Annotated in this window: 17 protein-coding genes; 10 read left to right on the top strand and 7 right to left on the bottom strand. The window is 66.1% G+C overall.

Going from position 1 to position 20502, the window contains the following annotated elements:
• Window position 1: 1 nt before the first annotated feature.
• The 6 genes from mmsB to XH92_RS27220 all read left to right on the top strand — a co-directional run bounded on the left by mmsB (window position 2) and on the right by XH92_RS27220 (window position 6142).
• Window positions 2-889, top strand: a complete 888-nt coding sequence (mmsB, locus tag XH92_RS27245; RefSeq protein ID WP_194454864.1) for a 3-hydroxyisobutyrate dehydrogenase — start codon at window positions 2-4, stop codon at window positions 887-889.
• A 130-nt stretch (window positions 890-1019) separates the two neighbouring features.
• Window positions 1020-2744 carry an AMP-binding protein gene (locus XH92_RS27240; protein ID WP_194454863.1) on the top strand — a complete coding sequence of 575 codons (1725 nt, stop codon included), beginning with the start codon at window positions 1020-1022 and terminating at the stop codon, window positions 2742-2744.
• 12 nt (window positions 2745-2756) lie between these two features.
• A complete protein-coding gene (locus XH92_RS27235; protein WP_163162560.1) occupies window positions 2757-3236 on the top strand; it encodes a MaoC family dehydratase in 480 nt (159 codons plus the stop codon).
• A gap of 335 nt (window positions 3237-3571) precedes the next feature.
• The gene (locus tag XH92_RS27230) at window positions 3572-3718 is read left to right on the top strand and encodes a hypothetical protein (protein WP_246787647.1); all 147 of its coding nucleotides are present in this window, start codon (window positions 3572-3574) and stop codon (window positions 3716-3718) included.
• Window positions 3719-3998: 280 nt separating this feature from the next.
• Window positions 3999-4916 (top strand): SDR family NAD(P)-dependent oxidoreductase, encoded by a 918-nt coding sequence (locus XH92_RS27225; protein ID WP_194454862.1) that lies wholly within the window; start codon window positions 3999-4001, stop codon window positions 4914-4916.
• Window positions 4917-4918: 2 nt separating this feature from the next.
• Window positions 4919-6142, top strand: coding sequence for a TIGR03862 family flavoprotein (locus tag XH92_RS27220; RefSeq protein WP_194454861.1), 1224 nt, complete (start codon window positions 4919-4921; stop codon window positions 6140-6142).
• Window positions 6143-6148: 6 nt separating this feature from the next.
• Here the strand turns inward: XH92_RS27220 and XH92_RS27215 are convergent, their stop codons facing one another.
• The gene (locus XH92_RS27215; RefSeq protein ID WP_194454860.1) at window positions 6149-7366 is read right to left on the bottom strand and encodes an MFS transporter; all 1218 of its coding nucleotides are present in this window, start codon (window positions 7364-7366) and stop codon (window positions 6149-6151) included.
• A 93-nt stretch (window positions 7367-7459) separates the two neighbouring features.
• Between XH92_RS27215 and XH92_RS27210 the strand changes: the two genes are divergently transcribed.
• Entirely contained in the window at window positions 7460-8362 is a 903-nt protein-coding gene (locus XH92_RS27210) for a LysR family transcriptional regulator (RefSeq protein ID WP_194454859.1), read from the top strand.
• 213 nt (window positions 8363-8575) lie between these two features.
• On the opposite strand, the gene XH92_RS27205 is transcribed toward XH92_RS27210, so the two are convergent.
• From XH92_RS27205 to XH92_RS27195, 3 genes are all read right to left on the bottom strand, one after another.
• Entirely contained in the window at window positions 8576-9655 is a 1080-nt protein-coding gene (locus XH92_RS27205; RefSeq protein WP_194454858.1) for a D-TA family PLP-dependent enzyme, read from the bottom strand.
• Window positions 9656-9774: 119 nt separating this feature from the next.
• On the bottom strand, window positions 9775-11592 hold the full coding sequence (locus XH92_RS27200; protein ID WP_194454857.1) for an ABC-F family ATP-binding cassette domain-containing protein: 1818 nt from the start codon (window positions 11590-11592) through the stop codon (window positions 9775-9777).
• Between the two features lie 4 nt (window positions 11593-11596).
• Window positions 11597-12094, bottom strand: coding sequence for a YaiI/YqxD family protein (locus XH92_RS27195; RefSeq protein ID WP_194454856.1), 498 nt, complete (start codon window positions 12092-12094; stop codon window positions 11597-11599).
• 136 nt (window positions 12095-12230) lie between these two features.
• On the opposite strand from XH92_RS27195, the gene XH92_RS27190 reads away from it, so the two are divergent.
• Window positions 12231-13022, top strand: coding sequence for a hypothetical protein (locus tag XH92_RS27190; protein WP_194454855.1), 792 nt, complete (start codon window positions 12231-12233; stop codon window positions 13020-13022).
• 180 nt (window positions 13023-13202) lie between these two features.
• Here XH92_RS27190 and XH92_RS27185 read toward each other — a convergent pair whose 3' ends face one another.
• A complete protein-coding gene (locus XH92_RS27185; RefSeq protein ID WP_194454854.1) occupies window positions 13203-15575 on the bottom strand; it encodes a xanthine dehydrogenase family protein molybdopterin-binding subunit in 2373 nt (790 codons plus the stop codon).
• A 208-nt stretch (window positions 15576-15783) separates the two neighbouring features.
• On the opposite strand from XH92_RS27185, the gene XH92_RS27180 reads away from it, so the two are divergent.
• On the top strand, window positions 15784-16827 hold the full coding sequence (locus tag XH92_RS27180; protein WP_194454853.1) for a Ppx/GppA phosphatase family protein: 1044 nt from the start codon (window positions 15784-15786) through the stop codon (window positions 16825-16827).
• 33 nt (window positions 16828-16860) lie between these two features.
• Window positions 16861-17544, top strand: a complete 684-nt coding sequence (locus tag XH92_RS27175) for an RlmE family RNA methyltransferase (protein WP_194454852.1) — start codon at window positions 16861-16863, stop codon at window positions 17542-17544.
• A 12-nt stretch (window positions 17545-17556) separates the two neighbouring features.
• Here XH92_RS27175 and XH92_RS27170 read toward each other — a convergent pair whose 3' ends face one another.
• On the bottom strand, window positions 17557-18330 hold the full coding sequence (locus XH92_RS27170) for a hypothetical protein (RefSeq protein ID WP_194454851.1): 774 nt from the start codon (window positions 18328-18330) through the stop codon (window positions 17557-17559).
• 658 nt (window positions 18331-18988) lie between these two features.
• Entirely contained in the window at window positions 18989-20476 is a 1488-nt protein-coding gene (locus tag XH92_RS27165) for a DHA2 family efflux MFS transporter permease subunit (protein WP_194454850.1), read from the bottom strand.
• Window positions 20477-20502 lie beyond the last annotated feature (26 nt).

The raw sequence follows: 20502 nt of genomic DNA, 5'->3' as shown, positions 1-20502 counted from the left end.
CATGGCAAACGTCGCATTCATCGGGCTCGGCAATATGGGCGGGCCGATGGCGGCCAATCTCGTCAAGGCCGGCCACAAGGTGACCGCGTTCGATCTGGTTGCAGCATCGCGCGATCAGGCGAGGCACGATGGCGCCGCGATCGCCGAGAGCGGCGTCGGCGCGGTGAAGGGTGCCGATGTCGTGATCACCATGCTGCCGGCCGGCAAGCATGTGCTGGGCGTCTGGAACGAAGTGTTGCCCGCGATGGCCAAGGGCGCGCTGATCATCGACTGCTCGACCATCGACGTCGAAAGCGCCAAGCAGGCGCATGCGCTGGCGGCGAAGCACGGCATGGCTTCGGTCGATGCGCCGGTTTCCGGCGGCACCGGCGGCGCCAAGGGCGCGACGCTGACCTTCATGTGCGGCGGTGAGGACAAGGCCTTCGCCGCGGCCCAGCCGATGCTGGCCAACATGGGCAAGAAGATCGTGCATTGCGGCGCCGGCGGTGCGGGGCAGGCGGCCAAGATCTGCAACAACATGATCCTCGGCATTTCCATGATCGCGGTCGGCGAGGCCTTCGTGCTCGCCGAAAAGCTCGGCCTGTCGCACCAGGCGCTGTTCGACGTCGCCTCGACCTCATCGGGGCAGTGCTGGTCGCTGACGACCTATTGCCCGGTTCCAGGTCCAGTGCCGACTTCGCCGGCCAACAACGATTACAAGCCGGGTTTCGCCTCCAACCTGATGGTCAAGGACCTGACGCTCGCACAGGACGCGGCCAATGCCGCTGGCGCGGTGACGCCGCTCGGCAAGCACGCGCAGGAGCTCTATAAGACCTTCGACGCGTCGGGCCACGGCGGGGTCGACTTTTCCGGAATTATCCAGCACGTTAGGGCTCTTGCCCCGAAGTAAATCGCCGTCATCCTGAGGTGCGAGCGGAGCGAGCCTCGAAGGATGGAAAGACGGTGTCTGTGGCCATCCTTCGAGACGCCGCGCAATGCGCGGCTCCTCAGGATGACGTTAGAATACGTGGTGAAGCCGGATGACCACATTTCAGGACGCACGCGCCTTTCTGCTCAAGCACCGCGCCGACTACGATACGGCGGTGAGGGATTTCCGCTGGCCGGATCCGGTGCCGTTCAACTGGGCGCTCGACTGGTTCGACGCCGAGCTCGCGCACAATGCCGACAGCCGCGACCGGCCGGCGCTGTGGATCGTCGATGCCGCCAGCGGCAATGAGACCAAGCTGTCGTTTGCCGAGCTGTCGCGCCGTTCCAACCAGGTGGCGAACTTCCTGCGCGCGCAGGGGCTGAAGCGCGGCGACCATCTGTTGCTGCTGCTCGGCAATGTCGTGCCGCTGTGGGAGACGATGCTGGCGGCGATGAAGCTCGGCGTCGTCGTGATCCCCGCGACCACGCTGTTGACCGCCGATGAATTGCGCGACCGGCTGGATCGCGGCAAGGCCAAGGCGGTCGTCGCGACGCAGGATCAGGTCGCGAAGTTCGCCGGTCTCGGCAGCGACCAGCTGGTGCGCATCGTGGTCGGCGCTGCGCAACCGCAGGACGGCTGGTTGCCGTTCGAGGCTGCCGCGAAGGCGCCGGACGCGTTCACGCCTGACGGCCCGACCAAGGCCGACGAGCCGATGCTGCTCTATTTCACCTCGGGCACCACGGCCAAACCAAAACTGGTGCGGCACAGCCAGCGCAGTTACCCGGTCGGCCATCTCTCGACCATGTACTGGATCGGCCTGCAGCCCGGCGACATCCATCTCAACATTTCCTCGCCCGGCTGGGCGAAGCATGCCTGGAGCTGCTTCTTCGCGCCGTGGAATGCCGGTGCGACGATCTTCATCGCCAACCAGCCGCGGTTCGAGGCGAAGGGACTGCTCTCGATCATCGGCCGCTGCGGCGTCACCACGCTGTGCGCGCCGCCGACGGTGTGGCGGATGTTCATTCAGGAAGACCTCGCAAGCTTCAAGGTCTCGCTGCGCGAGGTCTGCGGCGCCGGCGAGCCGCTCAACCCAGAGATCATCGACCAGGTCAAATCGGCCTGGGGCCTCACCATCCGCGACGGCTACGGCCAGACCGAGACCACGGCGCTTGCCGGCAACTCGCCGGGGCAGAAGGTGAAGGTCGGCTCGATGGGCCGGCCGTTGCCCGGCTATCGCGTTCAGGTCACGGACAGTGATGGCCAAGCCGCGAAGGAAGGCGAGGTGACCTTGCTGCTCGGCGCTGACAGGCCGGCCGGCCTGATGCAGGGCTATCAGGGAGACGACGGCAAACTGATCGGCACCGACGGCGAAATCTATCGCAGCGGCGACGTCGTGTTCACCGACGACGAGGGCTATCTGACCTTCGTCGGCCGCACCGACGACGTGTTCAAGTCCTCCGACTATCGCATCTCGCCTTTCGAGCTGGAGAGCGTGCTGCTGGAACATGATGCGGTGGCGGAAGCTGCCGTGGTGCCGAGCCCGGATCCGATCCGGCTGGCGGTCCCGAAGGCCTATGTGCTGCTGGTTTCCGGTGTCGAGCGCAGCCCGGAGACGGCGCTGTCGATCTTCAAACATTTGCACGCGCGGCTCGCACCGTTTAAACGCATCCGCAAGATCGAGCTGGTCACCGAGCTGCCCAAGACGATTTCTGGAAAAATCCGTCGGGTACAGTTGCGGCGGCTCGAACATGACGATGTCAGAAGCGATGCGTTGCGCGGAGCCGAGTTCCGCGAGGAAGAATTTCCGGAGCTGCAGAAGGTGCGGACCTCCGGTTAGCGGAGGTTAGCAATGAACGAAGTCTGGAAGAAGCCGCCGGTGTCGCTGGAAACCTACCAGGGCATGGTCGGCAAGGAGATCGGCGTGTCCTCATGGCACCTGCTGGATCAGGGCCGCATCGACACCTATGCCGACGTGATCGAGGATCACCAGTTCATCCACGTCGATCCCGAGCGGGCGAAGAAGGAGACCGCGTTCGGCACCACGATCGCCCACGGCTTCCTCACGATGTCGCTGCTGTCGATCATGTCCTACGAGGTGATGCCGGTGCTGGAGGGCACCGCGATGGGCGTCAATTACGGCTTCGACAAGCTGCGCTTCATCTCGCCGGTACGATCGGGCAAGCGCGTTCGCGGCCGCTTCGTGCTGGCCGAAGCCACGCTGCGCAAGCCGAAGGAACTGCTGTCGCGCACCAATGTCACGGTCGAGATCGAGGGCGAGGAAAAGCCCGCGCTGGTCGCCGACTGGCTCGGCCTGATCTATTTCAGCTAAAGCGCGATGAGATTGGGTTGAATCATCATCGCGCTTCAGCTCCTTGTTTGAGCATGATCTTTTCGGAAAACCGCTTCACACTTTTCCGGATCATGCTCTTTCCAGCGAAGTGGACACCGGTTCGCACGAAGAAAACGCTCCGAACAAGAATCTAGAGCCCCCGTTCCGATTCAATCGGAATGGAAAAGGCTCTAGCAGATGGTTGAGTAGCTCCACCTTTCGCGCAAGCAGGAGAGGTGGAGCGAGCCCGCCTAATCCAAGGAGTCCATTGACGGCCTTGATCCCTAGTGTCCATCATACGCCCTTCAGGCGGTGCGGTCGCGGGAGTGGCAGCCATGGTGCAGAACATCGTCGCCGGACTTGTCGTGGTCGGTTTGATTGTGATCGGCTCGATGAGCTACGCCCAGGAGCATCATGAGTGCTGGAGCGGGCACCTGCTCAAGAGCCTGAAACCCTGCGGCTCGATGACCCCTTCCGTCTAGCGCGCCCGGTGGCCGCCTTGGGTCTGGCCTTCTTGGGTCCTGGCCGGGCTTGACCCGGCCATCCATCGCTGCTCAAAAGTCCCCAACCTTTTCATGCCGCTCGGGCAATCACCCTCTCCCCTTGTGAGAGAGGGTGGCGCAATCGAGCGGAGCGAGATGAAGCCGGGTGAGGGGTCTCTCTCCGCGTGCTCATCCGTGGAGAGAACCCCTCATCCGGTGCGCTGCGCGCGCCACCTTCTCCCACAAGGGGAGAAGGGATTTAAGAGCAGGAACGACAAGCATGGCAATCAGGTTTGACGGACGCGTGGCTATCGTCACCGGCGCGGGCAATGGTCTTGGGCGGGCGCACGCGCTGGGGCTCGCCAGCCGCGGCGCCAAGGTCGTGGTCAACGATTTCGGCGGCGCGCGCGATGGCACCGGCGGCTCGCTGTCGCCGGCCGAGACCGTGGTCGAGGAGATCCGCAAGGCCGGCGGCACCGCGATGGCCGACGGCGCCGACGTCTCGAACTTCGAGCAGGTCACCGCGATGGTCGAGCGCGCCACCAAGGAGTGGGGCAGCGTCGATCTGCTCTGCGCCAATGCCGGCATTCTGCGCGACAAGTCGTTCACCAAGCTCGAGGTCGCCGACTGGGCCAAGGTGCTCGACGTGCATCTCACCGGCACCTTCTACTGCTGCAAGGCGGTGTGGGCCGGCATGCGCGAGCGCAACTACGGCCGCATCGTGCTGACGACCTCGTCATCCGGTCTGTTCGGCAATTTCGGCCAGGCCAATTACGGTGCTGCCAAGGCCGGCATGGTCGGCCTGATGAACGTGCTCGCCGAAGAGGGCCGCAAGAACAACATCAAGGTCAACACCATCTCGCCGACGGCTGCGACCCGCATGACCGAGGAACTGCTGCCGCCGCAGGCGCTGGCGCTGATGAGGCCGGAAGCGATCACGCCGGCGGTCGAATTCCTGCTCAGCGAAGACGCGCCGACCCGCACCATCATGGGAGCCGGTGCCGGCTCGTTCGCGGTGATCCGCGTGCTGGAGACCGAAGGCGTCAACCTGCCGCAGTCCGAATGGACGCCCGACGGCGTTGCCGCGCACTTCAACGCGATCGCCGACATGTCGACCGCGAAGGCGCTGCAGGGCGCGTTCGAGCAGACCCAGAAATACGTCGCCCAGGCCGCCGCGCGGGCCGGGATCAAGCTCTGAGCATGGTCGTCGCCGTCATCGGAGCCGGACCTGCCGGCCTGATGGCGGCGGAAACCCTTGCGGCGGGCGGTGCAAAGGTCACCATCTACGACGCGATGCCGTCGGCCGGCCGCAAGTTCCTGATGGCCGGCCGCGGCGGGCTCAATCTCACCCATAGCGAGCCGCTGCCGGATTTCCTCGGGCGCTATCGCGAGGCGATGCCGCATCTGAAGGCCGCGGTCGAGGCGTTTCCGCCCGACGCGCTGCGCGCCTGGAGCGCCGCGCTGGGGCAACCAACCTTCATCGGCACCAGCGGCCGCGTGTTTCCAAAAGTATTCAAGGCATCGCCGCTGCTGCGTGCCTGGCTGCGGCGGCTCGATGCCGCGGGTGTTGTATTCGCATTCCGGCATCGCTGGATTGGGTGGGACGACAGCGGCGGACTGTTGTTTGCGACGCCGGATGGTCCGCGCGTGGTCAATGTTGATGCAACCGTGCTCGCGCTCGGCGGCGCAAGCTGGCCGCGGCTGGGCTCCGACGGGATGTGGACGGTGACCATCGCGGCGAAGGGCATCGTCGTCGCACCGATACGGCCGGCCAATTCCGGCTTCGCGGTCGCGTGGTCGGACGTCTTCCGTGATCGCTTCGAAGGGCAGCCGCTGAAGGGCATCGCGCTCACGATCGGCCTGCACACGGTGCGCGGCGAGGCCGTCGTCACCCGCGCTGGCATCGAAGGCGGTGCCATCTACGCGCTGTCTGCGGAATTGCGCGAGGCGGTGCTGGGTATCGGGCAGGCAATGCTGACGATCGCGCTGCGGCCGGACCTCGACGCCGCCGCCCTGACCAGCCGCCTGTCCGGGACGCGCGGCAAGCAGTCACTCGCGAACTTCCTGCGCAAGGCGGCGCAACTCTCTCCTGTCGGCATCGGCCTGATGCAGGAGACAGCGATTGCATCTGGCCGGCAACTGACATCGTTCTCGCCGGCAGAGCTCGCGCAGCTAGTCAACGCGATTCCGGTTCAGCTCACGGGCATCGCGCCGATCGATCGCGCGATCTCGAGCGCGGGCGGAATTGCGTTCAGCGAGCTGGATCCGCATTTCATGCTGCGGCGGCTGCCCGGCGTTTTCGCCGCCGGCGAGATGCTGGACTGGGAAGCACCGACCGGCGGCTATCTGTTGCAGGCGTCGTTCGCAACTGGCGCCGCAGCGGGGAAGGGCGCGTTGAGGTGGCTCGCGCAACGCGCCTCCTAACGTTGGTCATTCCGAGCCCGTCTTCGTCGCGATGTCGGTGATGAGCCCGAGCACGCCGAACGTGGCGGCCACTGCGCAGACGGCCGTCCATCCACCATAACTCCATGCCGCCGACGCTGCCGCTGCGCCGACGGCTCCGCCGATGAAGAACAGCGCTACGAACAGGCCGTTGATGCGGCCGCGCGCCTCGGGCTGCAACAGATTGACGGCGCGGCGGCCGAGCGTCTGGTCGGTGGTGATGCCGAAATCGAGCAGCACGGCGCCGACGCCAAGCATCGACATGGCTGCGATCCGCGACTCGATCATGCCGGCCCAGGCGCACAGCGCGAGCGCGCCGGCGATGAGAAGGTGCGAGACGATCAGCAATGGTCGCGCAAAACCCCGGTCGCCCCAGCGTCCGGCGATCGGCGTCGCTGCCGCCCCTGCGATGCCGATCAGCGCGAACAGTGCAATCCCCCTGGCGTCGAGCTTGAACGGCGCATCCGGCAGCCGCAGCGCGATAGCGGCCCAAAACGCGGTGAAGGACGCCATCACCAGCGCCGCGGTCCAGGAACGCACGCGCAGCACCGGCTCCTCGCGCAGCAATCTCGGGAATGAGCGCAGCAGCGCACCATAGCTGACTTTTGCGGCCGGCTGCAATGTCGGCAGATAGCGCGCCAGTGCGGCGGCGAGCACGGTCATCAGCATGGCCGAGGTCAGGTAGTAACCGCGCCAGTTCCAGCTGTCGGCGATCAGGCTCGCCATCGGCCGCGACAGCAGGATGCCGATCATCAGGCCGCTCATGACGTCACCGATCGCTTGTCCGCGGCGTTCCGGCGGCACCATCGATGCCACCAGCGGCACCACCATCTGGATCGCGGCGCAGGAGGCGCCGAGGATGAAGGTGGCGGCGAGCAAAATCAGCGGCGTCGGCGCCAGCGCGGTGCCGATCGCGGCGACGATGGCGCAGGCCAGCGTCCGCAGGATCAGCCGCTTGTTCTCGACGAGGTCGACCAGCGGCACCAGCAGCACGAGCCCGAGCGCGTAGCCGAGCAGGGTCAGCGTCGAGATCAGGCCGGCCTGCAGCGCGGTCATGGCGAGCGATCGGCCCATCAGGCCGACCAGGATCTGCGGCGCAAACAGGTTGGTGACGACGGTGCCGGTCGTGATGGCGCCGATCCAGATCAGGGGTCGCACCGAGACGCTGCGCCCCGGGGAGAGTTTGGTGGCTTCGGAGATGGTCATGGGACCTCGCGAGGAAGTGGCGAGGCCCCCTTTAGGGGATCGGTCTAATATGCTACAATTCAAATAAGATGATGAGGAATATGCGAGATTGTTATGAATACCCATGACCTTGTGGCGTTCGTCGCCGTGGTGGAGACCGGATCGATCGTCGCGGCCTCGGCGCGGCTGAACCTGACCCAGCCCGGCGTGACGCGGCGGATCCAGAATCTCGAGGAGATGCTCGGCGCGCAGCTGCTCGACCGGCTGTCGAAGCCGTTGAAGCCGACGGCGGCGGGAATCGAGGCCTATGAGCAGGGCCGCCGCGTGCTGCGGATGCTCGACGACCTCAAGTCGGGCGTTGCCAATGACGGCGTGGTGCGCGGCGAGTTCAGGCTCGGCCTGACGCCGTTCCTGTCGGAGGCTGGGTTGACCGGTCCGCTCGATGCGGTGCGCGGCGAATTTCCAGCGCTCGCCGTGCGCGTCGTCTCGGGCTGGTCGCCCAACCACATGGAGCGAGTCAGCCGCAACGAGCTTGATGCCGCGGCGATCTGCCTGCCCGACGGCAGCGCGCCGCCCGATGATCTCGAGGCCTCCGATCTCGGCGCGCAGCCGGTGGTGTTCGTCGTCGCGCGCGAGATGAAGACACCGAAATTCGTCGACCTCGAATGGTTGTCGCGGACCGGGTGGGTGATCAACCAGGACGGTTGCGGCTTCCGCCAGACGCTGAAGCGTCATTTCGATGCGGCGCATCTGCCGTTCAACATCGCGGTCGAGGCGCTCGACAGCGAGCTGCGCCTGTCGCTGGTGGCGCGCGGGCTCGGCATCGGCCTCGTCACGCCGGTGGCGCTGAAGCGAAGCCCGATCCGCAGCCGGCTCAAGACCGTGAAGATCGCGGATTTCAATCCGGCGGTGCGCGCCTGGATCGTGCATCGCCCGCCCGCCGGCCGCCTGGCGCGGCCGATCGAGGTGTTCCGCACCGCGTTGGATCAGGAGCTGCAGGCGCTGATCCGGGGGTAGCGAGGCGGCTGCGTGGTGCGACCTGTAGCCCGCAGCCGCCCTTCGAGGCTCGCTTCGCTCGCGCCTCAGGGTGACGGCTCAGAGAGAGCGTCATTCCGGTCTGTAGCGAGAGCGTCATCCCCGCGCAAAGGCTTCGCCTTTGTCGCTGGAGGTGCGAGCCTTGCGGCGCAATTGCGCCGCTGGGCGAGCCTCGAAGGATGCGCGGGCGCTCAATCAGCGCAATTTCCCGCGCGCCGTCACCGGCAACGCGCCGATGATCTCGTCGCCGCGCACCATCACGACCTCGTCCATCATGTTGACGACGACGCAGACGTGATTGGGCACGATCCGCACGACGTCGCCGACATTCGGCCGCGTGTTGCTGCGGGAGAGGTCGAGGAAGCCGTGCTCTTCGGCGAAGCGCGCGATCTTGGCCTCGGGATGTTCGAGGATCAGGCCGTGGCCTTCGAGGCCGCCGGTGTCCGAGGTCAGCGTCTTGGAGCCGGCGTCGAGGATGCCGCGCTCGGGGCCGGCACGGCTGACCACGGTGGAATAGATATGCAGCGCGCAATCGTCCCAGGTCGCGACGCCGGCCGCGACCTGCATGCGGTCGTTGTAGATGTAGGTGCCGAAGCGATGCTCGGTGCCGCCCTTCAGTTTGCCGAGATTGACAAGGTTGGGCGTGCCGCCGGTCGAGACGATCGTCGCATCGAGGCCGTGGGCGCGCACACCGGCCAGCGCCTCATCGTAGAACTTCTGCGCATCCGCCCAGCCGGTCTCGGTCGGGTACAGCATGAAGCCCGCGAAGCTCAGGCCCTTCGAACCCGCGATCTCGCGCGCCAGCGCAATCGCCTCGGCCGGGGTCTCGACGCCGGCGCGCTTGCGACCGGTGTCGCATTCGACCACGACCGAGAGCGGGCGGCCGGAGGCGGCAGCGGCCTTCGGCAAGTCGCCGACCACGACGGAATTATCGGCCGCGACCGTGATGTTGGCCTTGCCCTGCAGCGCGCCGAGCCGCGCCATCTTCTCGTCGCCGAGCAGATTGTAGCTAATCAGGATGTCGTCGATGCCGCTGTCGGCCATGATCTCGGCCTCGCCGAGCTTCTGGCAGGTGATGCCCTTCGCGCCGGCCTTGATCTGCAGCTGCGCCAGCATCGGGTTCTTGTGGGTCTTGATGTGCGGCCGGTTGGCGACGCCTGCCTCGTCGCAGGCCTTCTGGATGCGTGCGATGTTGCGTTCGACCCGGTCCATGTCGATCACTGCGCAGGGCGTGCCGTATTCCTTGGCGATCTTGGCGGCGAGGGGCGTGGTCATGCTTTTTCTCTCTTCTTCGGCCTCGTAGGATGGGTAGAGCGAAGCGAAACCCATCAAATTCGGTCGTTGCGGCGTGATGGGTATCGCTGCGCTCCACCCATCCTACAATTCTTTGCGCGTCATGCCTGTTCGATCTCTTCGCGCAGCACCTCTAACTCCAGCCAGCGGTCCTCGGCGGCGGCGAGCTCGTCCTGGGCCTTGGCGATCGCGGCCGAGGCGGCGTCGAATTTCTTGCGATCCTTCGCATAGAGGTCGGGATCATCGAGCAGCTTCTGCTGCTTGGCGATCTCGGCGTGCAGCTTGTCGATCGTCTTCGGTAGCGTTTCCAGCGCGTGCTTCTCGTTGAAGCTCAGCCGGCGCCTGGGCGCCGCTTCGGGTGCCGCGGCTCTCGCTTCCTTCTTCTCCTCGGCAGGAGCTTCCGCCTTCACCATCTCGCGCTTCACGTCGGCGCCGCGCTGCGCCAGCATGTCGGAGTAGCCGCCGGCATATTCGATCCAGCGCCCCTGGCCCTCGGGCACGATCACCGACGTCACCACGCGGTCGAGGAAGTCGCGGTCGTGGCTGATCAGGATCACGGTGCCCTCGTAATCGCCGAGCATGTCCTCGAGCACGTCGAGCGTCTCGAGATCGAGGTCGTTGGTCGGCTCGTCCAGGATCAAAAGGTTCGACGGCTTGGCCAGCGCGCGTGCCAGCATCAGGCGGCCGCGCTCGCCGCCGGACAGCGCTTCGAGCGGCGTGCCGCGCTGCTCCTGCGCGAACAGGAAATCCTTCATATAGCCGATGACGTGCTTCGACTTGTCGCCGACCATCACGTGATCGCCGCGGCCGCCGGTAAGCGCCTCGGCCAGGGTCAGCTTCGGATCGAGGCTTTCGCGATGCTGGTCGAGCGTCGCCATCTCGATATTGGCCCCGAGCCGAACCGAGCCCGAGTCGGGCGGATCGTTGCCGATCAGAAGATGCACCAGCGTGGTCTTGCCGGCGCCGTTCGGGCCGACGATGCCGACGCGGTCGCCGCGCTGGATCCTGGTCGAGAAGCCGCCGACGATCGTGCGTTCGCCGTAGGCCTTCACGATATTCTTGGCCTCGATCACCAGGCGGCCGGATTTCTCGGCCTCGGCGGCGGCGAGCGTGGCATTGCCGGTAGCGCCGCGATAGTTGCGGCGCTGGTCGCGCAGCGCATGCAGATTGCCGAGCCGCTTGACGTTGCGCTTGCGGCGGCCGGAGACGCCGTAGCGCAGCCAGTGTTCCTCGTTGACGATCTTGCGGTCGAGCTTGTGCTGCTCGCGCTCTTCTTCCGCCAGCACCTCGTCGCGCCACGCCTCGAAGGCGCCGAAGCCGCGCTCGATCTGCCGGATCTGGCCGCGGTCGAGCCAGGCGGTGGTGCGCGACAGATTGGTGAGGAAGCGGCGGTCGTGGCTGATCAGCACCAGCGCGCAGCGCCGGCTCTCCAATTCGCCCTCGAGCCACTCGATGGTCGGCAAATCGAGATGGTTGGTCGGCTCGTCGAGCAGCAGGATATCGGGCGAGGGCGCCAGCACGCGTGCCAGCGCCGCGCGGCGCGCCTCGCCGCCGGAGACATGCGCGGGATCCTCCTCGCCGGTGAGGCCGAGCTGTTCGAGCAGATAGCGCGCCTGGTAGTGGTCGTCGCCGGGACCAAGGCCGGCCTCGACATAGGCCAGGGTCGTCTTGTGCTCGCCGAAATCAGGCTCCTGCGGCAGGTAGCGGATAGTGGCGCCGGGCTGCACGAAGCGGCTGCCGGCATCAGGCTCGACCAGCCCGGCCGCGATCCGCAGCAAGGTCGATTTGCCGGAGCCGTTGCGGCCGATCAGGCAGACGCGCTCGCCCGCGGAGACCGACAGCTCGACGCCTGACAGCAGCGGCGTGCCGCCGAAGGTCAGGCTGATGTCCTTGAGCTGGATGAGAGGAGGCGGAGCCATCGCGCTAATTCCCGTTGGCCGGCACCTGCTCGGCGCGGCGGCGCTGGATGCGGCGGATGGTCTGGTCGAGCGTCGACAAGAAATTCGAGCGGTCGCGCGGCGAGTAGGATTTCGGGCCGCCGGTGATCTCACCCGACGAGCGCAGATCGGTCATCAGATTGCGCACCGCGAGCGTCATGCCGATCGATTGTTCGGCAAACGGCTTGCCGTTCGGCGCGATCACCTCGGCGCCGGCCTTGACGCAGCGGCTCGCCAGCGGAATGTCCGCGGTGATCACGACATCGCCCGCGCGCGCGCGCTCCGCGATCCAGTCGTCGGCCGCATCCATGCCGGAACCGGCGGCGATGCGCTCGATCAGGGGATCCTGCGGCACGCGGATGAAATTGCCCGCGACTACGCTGACGGGCACGCCGAGCCGGATCGCGACGCGATAGATCTCGTCCTTCACCGGGCAGGCATCGGCGTCGACATAGATGCGGGTCAAGGCAGGGGTTTCAGTCATCGATTCATTGGCTGGCAGGCGCGGCCTGCGTGTACTCCATCGGGCGGAAAATTGCGAGCAAAACGAGAGGCTTGCCATGCCTCTTTGTTCGACTACCATTGTCGCCAGAAAAGCAACGGAAATAAGGGAAAACCCCATGGTTTCGCTGACCTACCGCGTCTCGGCGTACAACACCTCGAAGCTCTCGGAGAACAAGATCCACGACGACACGGTGGCGCGGAAGTTCGGCTTTTCCGGCGGGCTCGTGCCCGGCGTCGACGTGATGGCCTACATGATGCATCTGCCGGTCGAGAGATGGGGCCGCGATTTCCTGGAGCGCGGCCTGATCGAAGCGCGCTTCGTCAAGCCGGTCTATGACGGCGAGATCGCGGAATTGGCCGGCCGGGAGACGGGGAATGGGCTCATGATCGAACTGCACAGCCGCGGCGAGCTCTGTGCCACCGGCACTGCGTCGCTGCCGGCATCAGTGCCGAAGGTCGTGCTCGACGATTACAAGCAGGTCGCGGCCGTCGCCGAGCGCAAGCCGGTCAGTGCCTCGTCCTATGAAGAGGGCAAGTGGCTCGGCGTGATTCCACGCGACTGGTCCGGCGATGCCGCCAGGGAATATCTCGCCGATATCAGGGAGACCGACCCGATCTATTTGCGCGAAGGTCTCGGCCATCCCGGCCTGCTGCCGCGGGTGATGAACAAGGTCCTGGTCGACAATGCGATCCTCGGGCCGTGGATCCATGTCGGCACCCGGATGCAGCTGCTGTCGGCCGGCAAGATCGGCGACGAGCTGACCGCGCGCGCCAAGGTGACCGGCAATTACGACAAGAAGGGCCACCGCTTCGTCGAACTCGACGCGCTGGTGCTCGGCAACGGCGTCCCGCTGGCGCATTGCTGGCACATCGCAATCACCCAGCCGCGCGAGCAGGCGGCGGCGTAGGCCGGCGACGCTGCCGACATTCCACCGACGCGCACAACTGTCATCCTCCGCGAAAGCGGGGGATCCAGTACGCCGCGGCCCCTCGGCTCAAGCACTGCTGCCTCTGGAATACTGGATCGCCCGCTTTCGCGGGCGATGACAGTGGTGTTTGCGGATCCGGTAGGGGCGGCAAGGCAGCCCTTACGCCGCCTTTGCCTTGGCGTCCTGGATCGCGCGCCAGACGCGTTCGGGCGTCAGCGGCATGTTGATGTGCTTGATGCCGTACTCCGACAGCGCGTCGACCACTGCATTGACGATGCAGACCAGGCTGCCGGCGCAGCCGGCTTCGCCGCAGCCCTTTGTCCCCAGCGGGTTGGATTTCGCCGGCGACGGATGGTCGCCGACCAGCATCGACGGCACGTCGCCGGCGCGCGGCAGCGCGTAGTCCATGAACGAGCCGGTGATCGGCTGGCCGGAGGCGTCGTAGCTGACTTCCTCCATCAGTGCCTGGCCGATGCCCTGCGCCACGCCGCCGTGCAGCTGGCCGGCGACGATCATCGGATTGACCACGGTGCCGAAATCGTTGACCGCCGAGTAGCGCACGATCTGCGTCACGCCGGTGTCGGGATCGATCTCGACCTCGGCGACGTGGCAGCCGTTCGGGAAGGTCGACGCGGTCTCCTTGGTGGCGTGATCAACGTCGAGTGTCTCCGGCGTGCCCTCGGGCATCTTGCTTTCGCGCATCCGCTCGGCGAGCTCCATGATGCCGATCGAGCGGTCGGTGCCGGCGATGGTGAAGCGGCCCTGGCCGAATTCGATGTCGGCCTCGGAGGCCTCCAGCATGTGCGCGGCCGCCTTCTTGCCCTTCTCGACGACGAGTGCGGACGCCTCGACGATCGCTTGCCCCGTCGCGGTGATCGAGCGTGAGCCGCCGGTGCCGTTGCCGAAGCGCACCAGATCGCTGTCGCCCTGTTCGAGCGTGATCTTCTCGAAGGGCACCCCGAGCTGCTCGGACAGCACCTGCGCGAACGGCGTGGCATGACCCTGGCCGTAATCCAGCGTGCCGGTGGTGAGCTTCACCGAGCCGTCGGGCTCGAAGGTGATCTTGCCGAGCTCGCCGCTCGGCGGCGCGGTGACCTCGAGATAGGAGCCGACGGCGATGCCGCGCAGCTTGCCGCTCTTCCTGCTTTCCTTCTTGCGCTTGGCGAAGTTGTCGTAGTCGGAGATTTCCAGCGCTTTCTGGAACACGCCGGCGAAATCGCCGCTGTCATAGGTGACGCCGGAGGCCGCCGGGAAGGGGAGCTGCGATGGCTTGATGAAGTTGCGCTTGCGCAAGGTGAAACGGTTGATGCCCATCTCGTCGGCGGCGGCGTCGATCAGCCGCTCCATGTAGTAGTTGGCCTCGGGCCGGCCGGCGCCGCGATAGGCGCCCATCAGCGTGGTGTTGGTCAGCACCGTCTTGATGTCGACGCCGAGCAGCGGCGTGCGATAGACGCTGGCGAGGTTCTTGCCGGTGTTGAGCGACAGCGGGCCCGGCGCGACGCCGGTGATGTAGGCACCGAGATTGCCGTAGCCGGACAGCTGCACCGCGAGGAACTTGCCGTCGGCATCGAGCGCGAGTTCGGCGTGGATCAGCTGCGCGCGGCCCTGGCTGTCGGACAGGAAGCTGGTCGAGCGCTCGTCCAGCCACTTCACGGGACGGCCGAGTTGGCGCGCGGCATGCGCGATGCAGGTGTATTCGGGATAGTTGAGGTTCTTCATCCCGAATGAGCCGCCGACATTGCCGGTAAGGATGCGGACCTTGTCGGCCGGCACGTTGAGCAGCCGCGCCAGGATCGCCTTGTTGCCGGAGACGCCCTGGGTCGGTACCTGCAGCGTGAAGCGTTCGGTTTTCTTGTCGTAATGCGCGAGCGCGACGCGCGGCTCCATCGAGACCACGGCGACCCGGGTGTTGACGATGTCGAGCTTGGTCACATGCGCGGCGTCGGCGAACGCCGCCTCGATCTTGGCGGTGTCGCCATAGTGATAATCGAGCGCGACGTTATCGGGGATGTTGTCATAGAGCTGCGGCGCGCCGGGCTTGGCGGCTTCGGCCGCGTCCGTTACCGCCGGCAGCGGCTCGATGTCGACCTCGACGGCCTCGGCAGCATCGCGCGCCTGCGCCGCGGTCTCGGCCACGACGAAGGCCACGGGATCGCCGACGAAGCGCACCTTGTCGGTCACGAGCGCCGGGCGGTTGGTCTGCTTCAGCGGCGAGCCGTCGCGGTTCTTGAGCGGCAGGCCGCAGGTGAAGGGGTTGTAGCCCGCGGCCGCAAGGTCGGCACCGGTCCACACCCCGAGCACGCCCGGCATCACCTTGGCGGCCGCCGTATCGATCCCCTTGATGATTCCGTGGGCATGGGAGGAGCGAACCATCCAGCAAGTGGCCTGGCCGGGCAGGGAGAAATCGTCGGTGTATTTGCCCTTGCCGCGCACCAGGGTGTCGTCCTCCTTTCGTCGAACGGGCTGTCCGACACCGTATTTTTGCAGTGCAATAGCGTTTTCGAGGGAGGCGAGCGGCGTATGATCTTGCATCGAAAATGACCTGAAATGCCCGGATTTGACGGGGTTTGGGGGCGCTGAGGAGATAACGCACGCCCCCCTTAACGACAACGCCCGATTGGGCATGGACCCAATGTGAACGGAGTTTGCGTAGGGCTTTGACGCTGCTAAAGTTTCCGTGAACGACAATTATTCGGCGGGCCCCTGGATTTCCCTTTGGCCCTGCGGAAAGACAGTTTTGATGAACGACCATGTGCGGCTTTGCGACGGCCCTCCGGCCGGCGAAGCCCCGTCAGGGTTGGTCGCGGCGGCCGCGGAAAGTGGCGTCTATGCCGCGCTCGATCTTGGCACCAACAATTGCCGGCTGTTGATCGCCTGTCCCACCGGCGACGGGTTCCGCGTCGTCGACTCGTTTTCGCGGATCATTCGGCTCGGTGAGGGCATCGCCGCGACCGGCTCGATCAGCGAGGCGGCGATCGAGCGGGCGATTGCCGCGCTTGCCATTTGCAGCGACAAGATCCGCTACCGCAAGGCCCGCCGGCTGCGGCTGATCGCCACCGAGGCCTGCCGCGCCGCCGGCAATGCCGAAAGCTTTCGTGCGCGCGTCGCGGCCGAGACCGGCATCGAGCTCGAGGTGATCGATCGCGAGACCGAGGCGACGCTCGCGGTGATCGGCTGCTCGCCGCTGCTCGACCCGAAGGGCCGCGGCGCCATCCTGTTCGACATCGGCGGCGGCTCGACCGAGCTGGTGCGGATCGAGCGCGATCCTGCCGCGCCCGATGCGCCGCCGCGCATCAAGGCGTGGATGTCGATCCCGCTCGGCGTCGTCACGCTGGCCGAGCATTTCGGCGGCAGGAACGTCACCCGGGACATGTATGCGCAGATGATCGATGAGGTCGCGCGCCACGTCGCGCCGTTCGCGGCCGAGCACGGTAGGGATCTGCGCGACATGCACATGCTCGGCACCTCGGGCACGGTGACCACGCTCGCCGGCGTCTTCCTCAATCTGTCGCGCTACGATCGCCGCCGCATCGACGGCATCTGGATGAACGATTGCGACGTCACGGCGACGATCCAGAAATTGCTCGGCATGAGCTACGAGGCGCGCGTCAACAACAGCTGCATCAGCGTCGAGCGCGCCGACCTCGTGCTCGCCGGCTGCGCGATCCTTGACGCCATCCGCAACGCGTTCCCGATGCCACGGCTCCGCGTCGCCGATCGCGGCCTGCGCGAAGGCATGCTGGTCGAGATGATGCGCGAGGACGGCGCGCTGCGGGCGTGCTAGAACACGCCCAATCACACCAATCCAAGAAAGATCATGGCGAAAGACACCACCGGGCGGCTGCACGTCACGGTCAAGAGCGGCGGCAAGCGAAAACTGTCGTCAAAACTCTGGCTCGAGCGCCAGCTCAACGATCCCTACGTCGCCAAGGCCAAGGCGATGGGCTACCGCTCGCGCGCGGCCTTCAAGCTGCTCGAGATCGACGACAAATATCGCCTGCTCAAGCCGGGCATGACGGTCGTCGACCTCGGCGCTGCGCCCGGCGGCTGGAGTCAGATCGCGGCCAAGCGCACCGGTGCCGCCGACGGCAAGGGCAAGGTGGTGGCGATTGATCTCCTGGAGATGGGCGAGATCCCCGGCGTCACCTTCGCGCAGCTCGACTTTCTCGACCATGACGCGCCTGAGAAGCTGATCGCGATGATGGGCGGCCGCGCCGATTTCGTGATGTCCGACATGGCCGCCAACACCACCGGCCATCGCAAGACCGATCAGCTGCGCATCATCGGCCTGGTCGAGACCGCCGCGCATTTCGCCGGCGAGGTGCTCAATCCCGGCGGCACGTTCCTGGCAAAAGTGTTCCAGAGCGGCGCCGACGCCGAACTGGTGGCGCAGCTGAAGCGCGATTTCGCGGCGGTCCGCCACGTCAAGCCGGCCGCCAGCCGGCAGGATTCTTCGGAGCGTTACGTGCTGGCGACTGGGTTTCGCGCCGCGCGAAGCTGACCGCTCCCTCGGCTAAGCCGTCGTTCTGGCTGGCATCGGATGCGATCCGGCGCGCTGCGGCAGCACCAGCACGCAGACGACGATGAAGATCGCGAGAACCGCGGACGCGATCGGGCGGCTCAGCGCAAGACCGCCGTCGCTGACCGGCTTGTCGAGGAAGTCGCCGACCGTGGCGCCCAGCGGCCGCGACAGGATGAAGGCCAGCCAAAACAGCGTCACGCGCGAGATCGAGGTCCAGTAATAGGCCGCCGCGATCGCGGCGAGCACAGCGCCGAAAACCAGCGCGCCACCCTCGTAGCCGAGGCCGGTGGAGTCGGCGATCCAGTCGCCGAGCGCGGTGCCGAGCGTCTGCGAGAACGTGATCGCGGTCCAGTAGAACGCCTCAACCCTCGGGCTGCTCACGGTGTTGACCGAGATCGACCCGAGTGACCAGTACCAGAGGCCGAGCGTGAGCAGCAGCAGGCAGAGCAGCAGCGTCGAGCCGCCGGTGTAGCCGATGCCGAGCGAGCGATCGGCGAAATCGGCCATGGTGGTGCCGAACGTCGTCGAGGCGACGATCGTGGCCCAGTACAGCACCGGGTGAAACGCCTTCGCGGCGATCTGCGCCGCAACGAGTGCCACGAGCACGGACAGGAACAGAAGGGTGCCAGCCAGGTAACCCCAGTTCAGCGTCATCGTGACGGTGTCGCCGCCGGTCTCGCCAAGCGTGGTGGCGGCAATCTTGATGATCCAGAAGACGAGCGTGACTTCCGGAACCTTGCTTCGCGTGTATTCGATGGAGTTCATAAGCGCGCTCCTGTGCGGCCACGCGCCCTTACCCGGGAAATCAGGCATGGTTTCGACGGTCGATTCAACAAAGCTTGAGCCGGCCGCGCCGGCCTGCGAGCCTCGTCCGGCGCTACGCGCCGGAGACGAGATCTAGGGATCTGTCTAAGGACGGTTTCGGTGGCTCAGCGCGCGCGGCACGACATATCAGCGCGACCGGTTGGAACCTCGGTGCCTGGCCGGAGTCGACTCTGTGCTCCCGGTCAACGCCCCCCAAGCCCACCGGGAGAAAACCCCCACCGGGTTGGCGGCCTTGGTGCAGCGTCGGGTTTCGCGCACTGGGGCCGTTTCTTGCGCGGCTGCATCTTACAACACTGGAAAATCTGATATCGCAGGCGCATATCTCTGATATGGCCACAATTGTTCAATGCAATTGCGGCGCCGAGTACCGACGCACTGAAGAGAAGTTCTTGGTGCCGCATACGGGTGACGCAATCTGCACGGTCTGCGGAGCTGCGCTGGAATCGTGGCTGGAAGCGACCCACGTTCCCACATACCAACTTGTTGAACGCCCGGATCGAGGACAGCCAGCCGGAGCGATCGGCCACCCCTAAGGGCTTGGCCGTGACCGGACGGCAGCTTGCAGTGTCCGTGCCTTGGGAGCGGCTCGTTCGATCGACTAGCCGAGCCGCTGATCGCGCGCGTTCTGGGTGTCCTCGGTCGCTGCCTTGACGGCGTCGGTGGCGGCGCGCTTCTCGGCGCCCTTGCGGCTCGAGATGTCGATCGCCTTGCGGCCGGCGATCTCGTTGCCGGCGTCGGCCGGCATCTGCCAGAAGAACCAGGCCGAGGCCGCCGAGATCAACGAGACCACGATGAAGGCCGGTCCGAACACGTCGGCGGAGAGCTCGGTCTGGTGATGCAGCGCCAGCGTGGTTTCGACCGAGAACGCGCCGACCGCGACGCCGGCGGACACTGCGAGCTGCTGGTTGACGCTGACGAGGGTGGTGGCGCGGCTCATCTGCGGCGCCTCGACCTCGGCATAGGCGACCGTGTTGATCGCGGTGAACTGCAGCGAGCGGAAGAAGCCGCCGACCACCAGGATGGTGAAGATCAGCATCAGCGGCGTCGAGATCGTGAACAGGGCGCAGGCGGCGAGGAAGGCCGAGCTGACCACCGCGTTGACCGTCATCATGTTGCGGAAGCCGAAGGCCTTGATGATGCGCGCCGCCAGCGTCTTCATGCCCATGGCGCCGACCGCAGAGGCGAAGGTGACGAGGCCGGACTGGAACGGCGACAGGCCGAAGCCGACCTGCATCAGCAGCGGCAGCAGAAACGGCAGCGCGCCGATGCCGAGCCGGAACATGAAGCCGCCGACGATCGACGCGCGCATGGTCGGCAGCCGCAGCAAGCCGAAATCGAGCACCGGCGATCCGGTGCGCCGGGCGTGGATGACGTAGAGCGTCATCGACACGGTGCCGACCCCGACGAGCGCGGCGACGATCGGCCATGGCAGCAGATTGAGGCCGGCGACCGACAGCCCGAAGGCGATGCCGGCAAGGCCGATGCCGGCCAGCACCAGGCCCATCAGATCGAAGCGCTCGGGATCCTCGCTCTTGATCGGGTCGATGTATTTCAGCGCCAGGAAGATGCCGAGCAGCCCGATCGGGATGTTGATCAGGAAGATCCAATGCCAGGAGAAATAGGTGGTGATGAAGCCGCCGAGCGGCGGCCCGATCACCGGGCCGATCAGCGCCGGGACCGTCACCCAGGCCATCGCGTTGACCAGCGCGCTCTTGTCGACCGAGCGCAGCAGCACCAGCCGCCCGACCGGGGTCATCATCGCGCCGCCGAGGCCCTGCAGGATGCGGGCGAACACGAAATCGGTCACCGAGGACGACAGCGCGCAGCCGATCGACCCCAGCATGAAGACGGCAACCGCGCCGGCAAACACGATGCGGGCGCCGAAGCGGTCCGCGGTCCAGCCGCTGGCCGGGATGAATACCGCAAGCGACAGCAGATAGGAGGTGATCGCGAGCTTCAGCGTCAGCGGGCTGGTGCCGATATCGGCGGCGATCGCCGGCAGCGAGGTCGCAATCACCGTGGAGTCCATGTTTTCCATGAACAGGGCGGTGGCCACGATGAGCGGGATCAGGCGTTGTTTGTTCATCAAAATAGGACAGCTGTGCTGAAAAG

It is taken from the genome of Bradyrhizobium sp. CCBAU 53421 (genome assembly GCF_015291625.1).
Classification (GTDB): Bacteria; Pseudomonadota; Alphaproteobacteria; order Rhizobiales; family Xanthobacteraceae; genus Bradyrhizobium.
The sequence above is the reverse complement of the archived record's forward strand: the minus strand, read 5'-3'. Positions and strand labels throughout refer to the sequence as shown.

Excerpts from the sequence above, each read along its gene's own strand:
- XH92_RS27190 (WP_194454855.1), top strand. The coding sequence starts at position 12,231 with ATGGTTTCGCTGACCTACCGCGTCTCGGCGTACAACACCTCGAAGCTC.
- XH92_RS27200 (WP_194454857.1), bottom strand. The coding sequence starts at position 11,592 with ATGGCTCCGCCTCCTCTCATCCAGCTCAAGGACATCAGCCTGACCTTC.
- mmsB (WP_194454864.1), top strand. The coding sequence starts at position 2 with ATGGCAAACGTCGCATTCATCGGGCTCGGCAATATGGGCGGGCCGATG.
- XH92_RS27220 (WP_194454861.1), top strand. The coding sequence starts at position 4,919 with ATGGTCGTCGCCGTCATCGGAGCCGGACCTGCCGGCCTGATGGCGGCG.
- XH92_RS27165 (WP_194454850.1), bottom strand. The coding sequence starts at position 20,476 with ATGAACAAACAACGCCTGATCCCGCTCATCGTGGCCACCGCCCTGTTC.
- XH92_RS27175 (WP_194454852.1), top strand. The coding sequence starts at position 16,861 with ATGGCGAAAGACACCACCGGGCGGCTGCACGTCACGGTCAAGAGCGGC.
- XH92_RS27170 (WP_194454851.1), bottom strand. The coding sequence starts at position 18,330 with ATGAACTCCATCGAATACACGCGAAGCAAGGTTCCGGAAGTCACGCTC.
- XH92_RS27230 (WP_246787647.1), top strand. The coding sequence starts at position 3,572 with ATGGTGCAGAACATCGTCGCCGGACTTGTCGTGGTCGGTTTGATTGTG.
- XH92_RS27185 (WP_194454854.1), bottom strand. The coding sequence starts at position 15,575 with ATGCAAGATCATACGCCGCTCGCCTCCCTCGAAAACGCTATTGCACTG.
- XH92_RS27225 (WP_194454862.1), top strand. The coding sequence starts at position 3,999 with ATGGCAATCAGGTTTGACGGACGCGTGGCTATCGTCACCGGCGCGGGC.
- XH92_RS27205 (WP_194454858.1), bottom strand. The coding sequence starts at position 9,655 with ATGACCACGCCCCTCGCCGCCAAGATCGCCAAGGAATACGGCACGCCC.
- XH92_RS27215 (WP_194454860.1), bottom strand. The coding sequence starts at position 7,366 with ATGACCATCTCCGAAGCCACCAAACTCTCCCCGGGGCGCAGCGTCTCG.
- XH92_RS27240 (WP_194454863.1), top strand. The coding sequence starts at position 1,020 with ATGACCACATTTCAGGACGCACGCGCCTTTCTGCTCAAGCACCGCGCC.
- XH92_RS27195 (WP_194454856.1), bottom strand. The coding sequence starts at position 12,094 with ATGACTGAAACCCCTGCCTTGACCCGCATCTATGTCGACGCCGATGCC.
- XH92_RS27235 (WP_163162560.1), top strand. The coding sequence starts at position 2,757 with ATGAACGAAGTCTGGAAGAAGCCGCCGGTGTCGCTGGAAACCTACCAG.
- XH92_RS27210 (WP_194454859.1), top strand. The coding sequence starts at position 7,460 with ATGAATACCCATGACCTTGTGGCGTTCGTCGCCGTGGTGGAGACCGGA.
- XH92_RS27180 (WP_194454853.1), top strand. The coding sequence starts at position 15,784 with ATGAACGACCATGTGCGGCTTTGCGACGGCCCTCCGGCCGGCGAAGCC.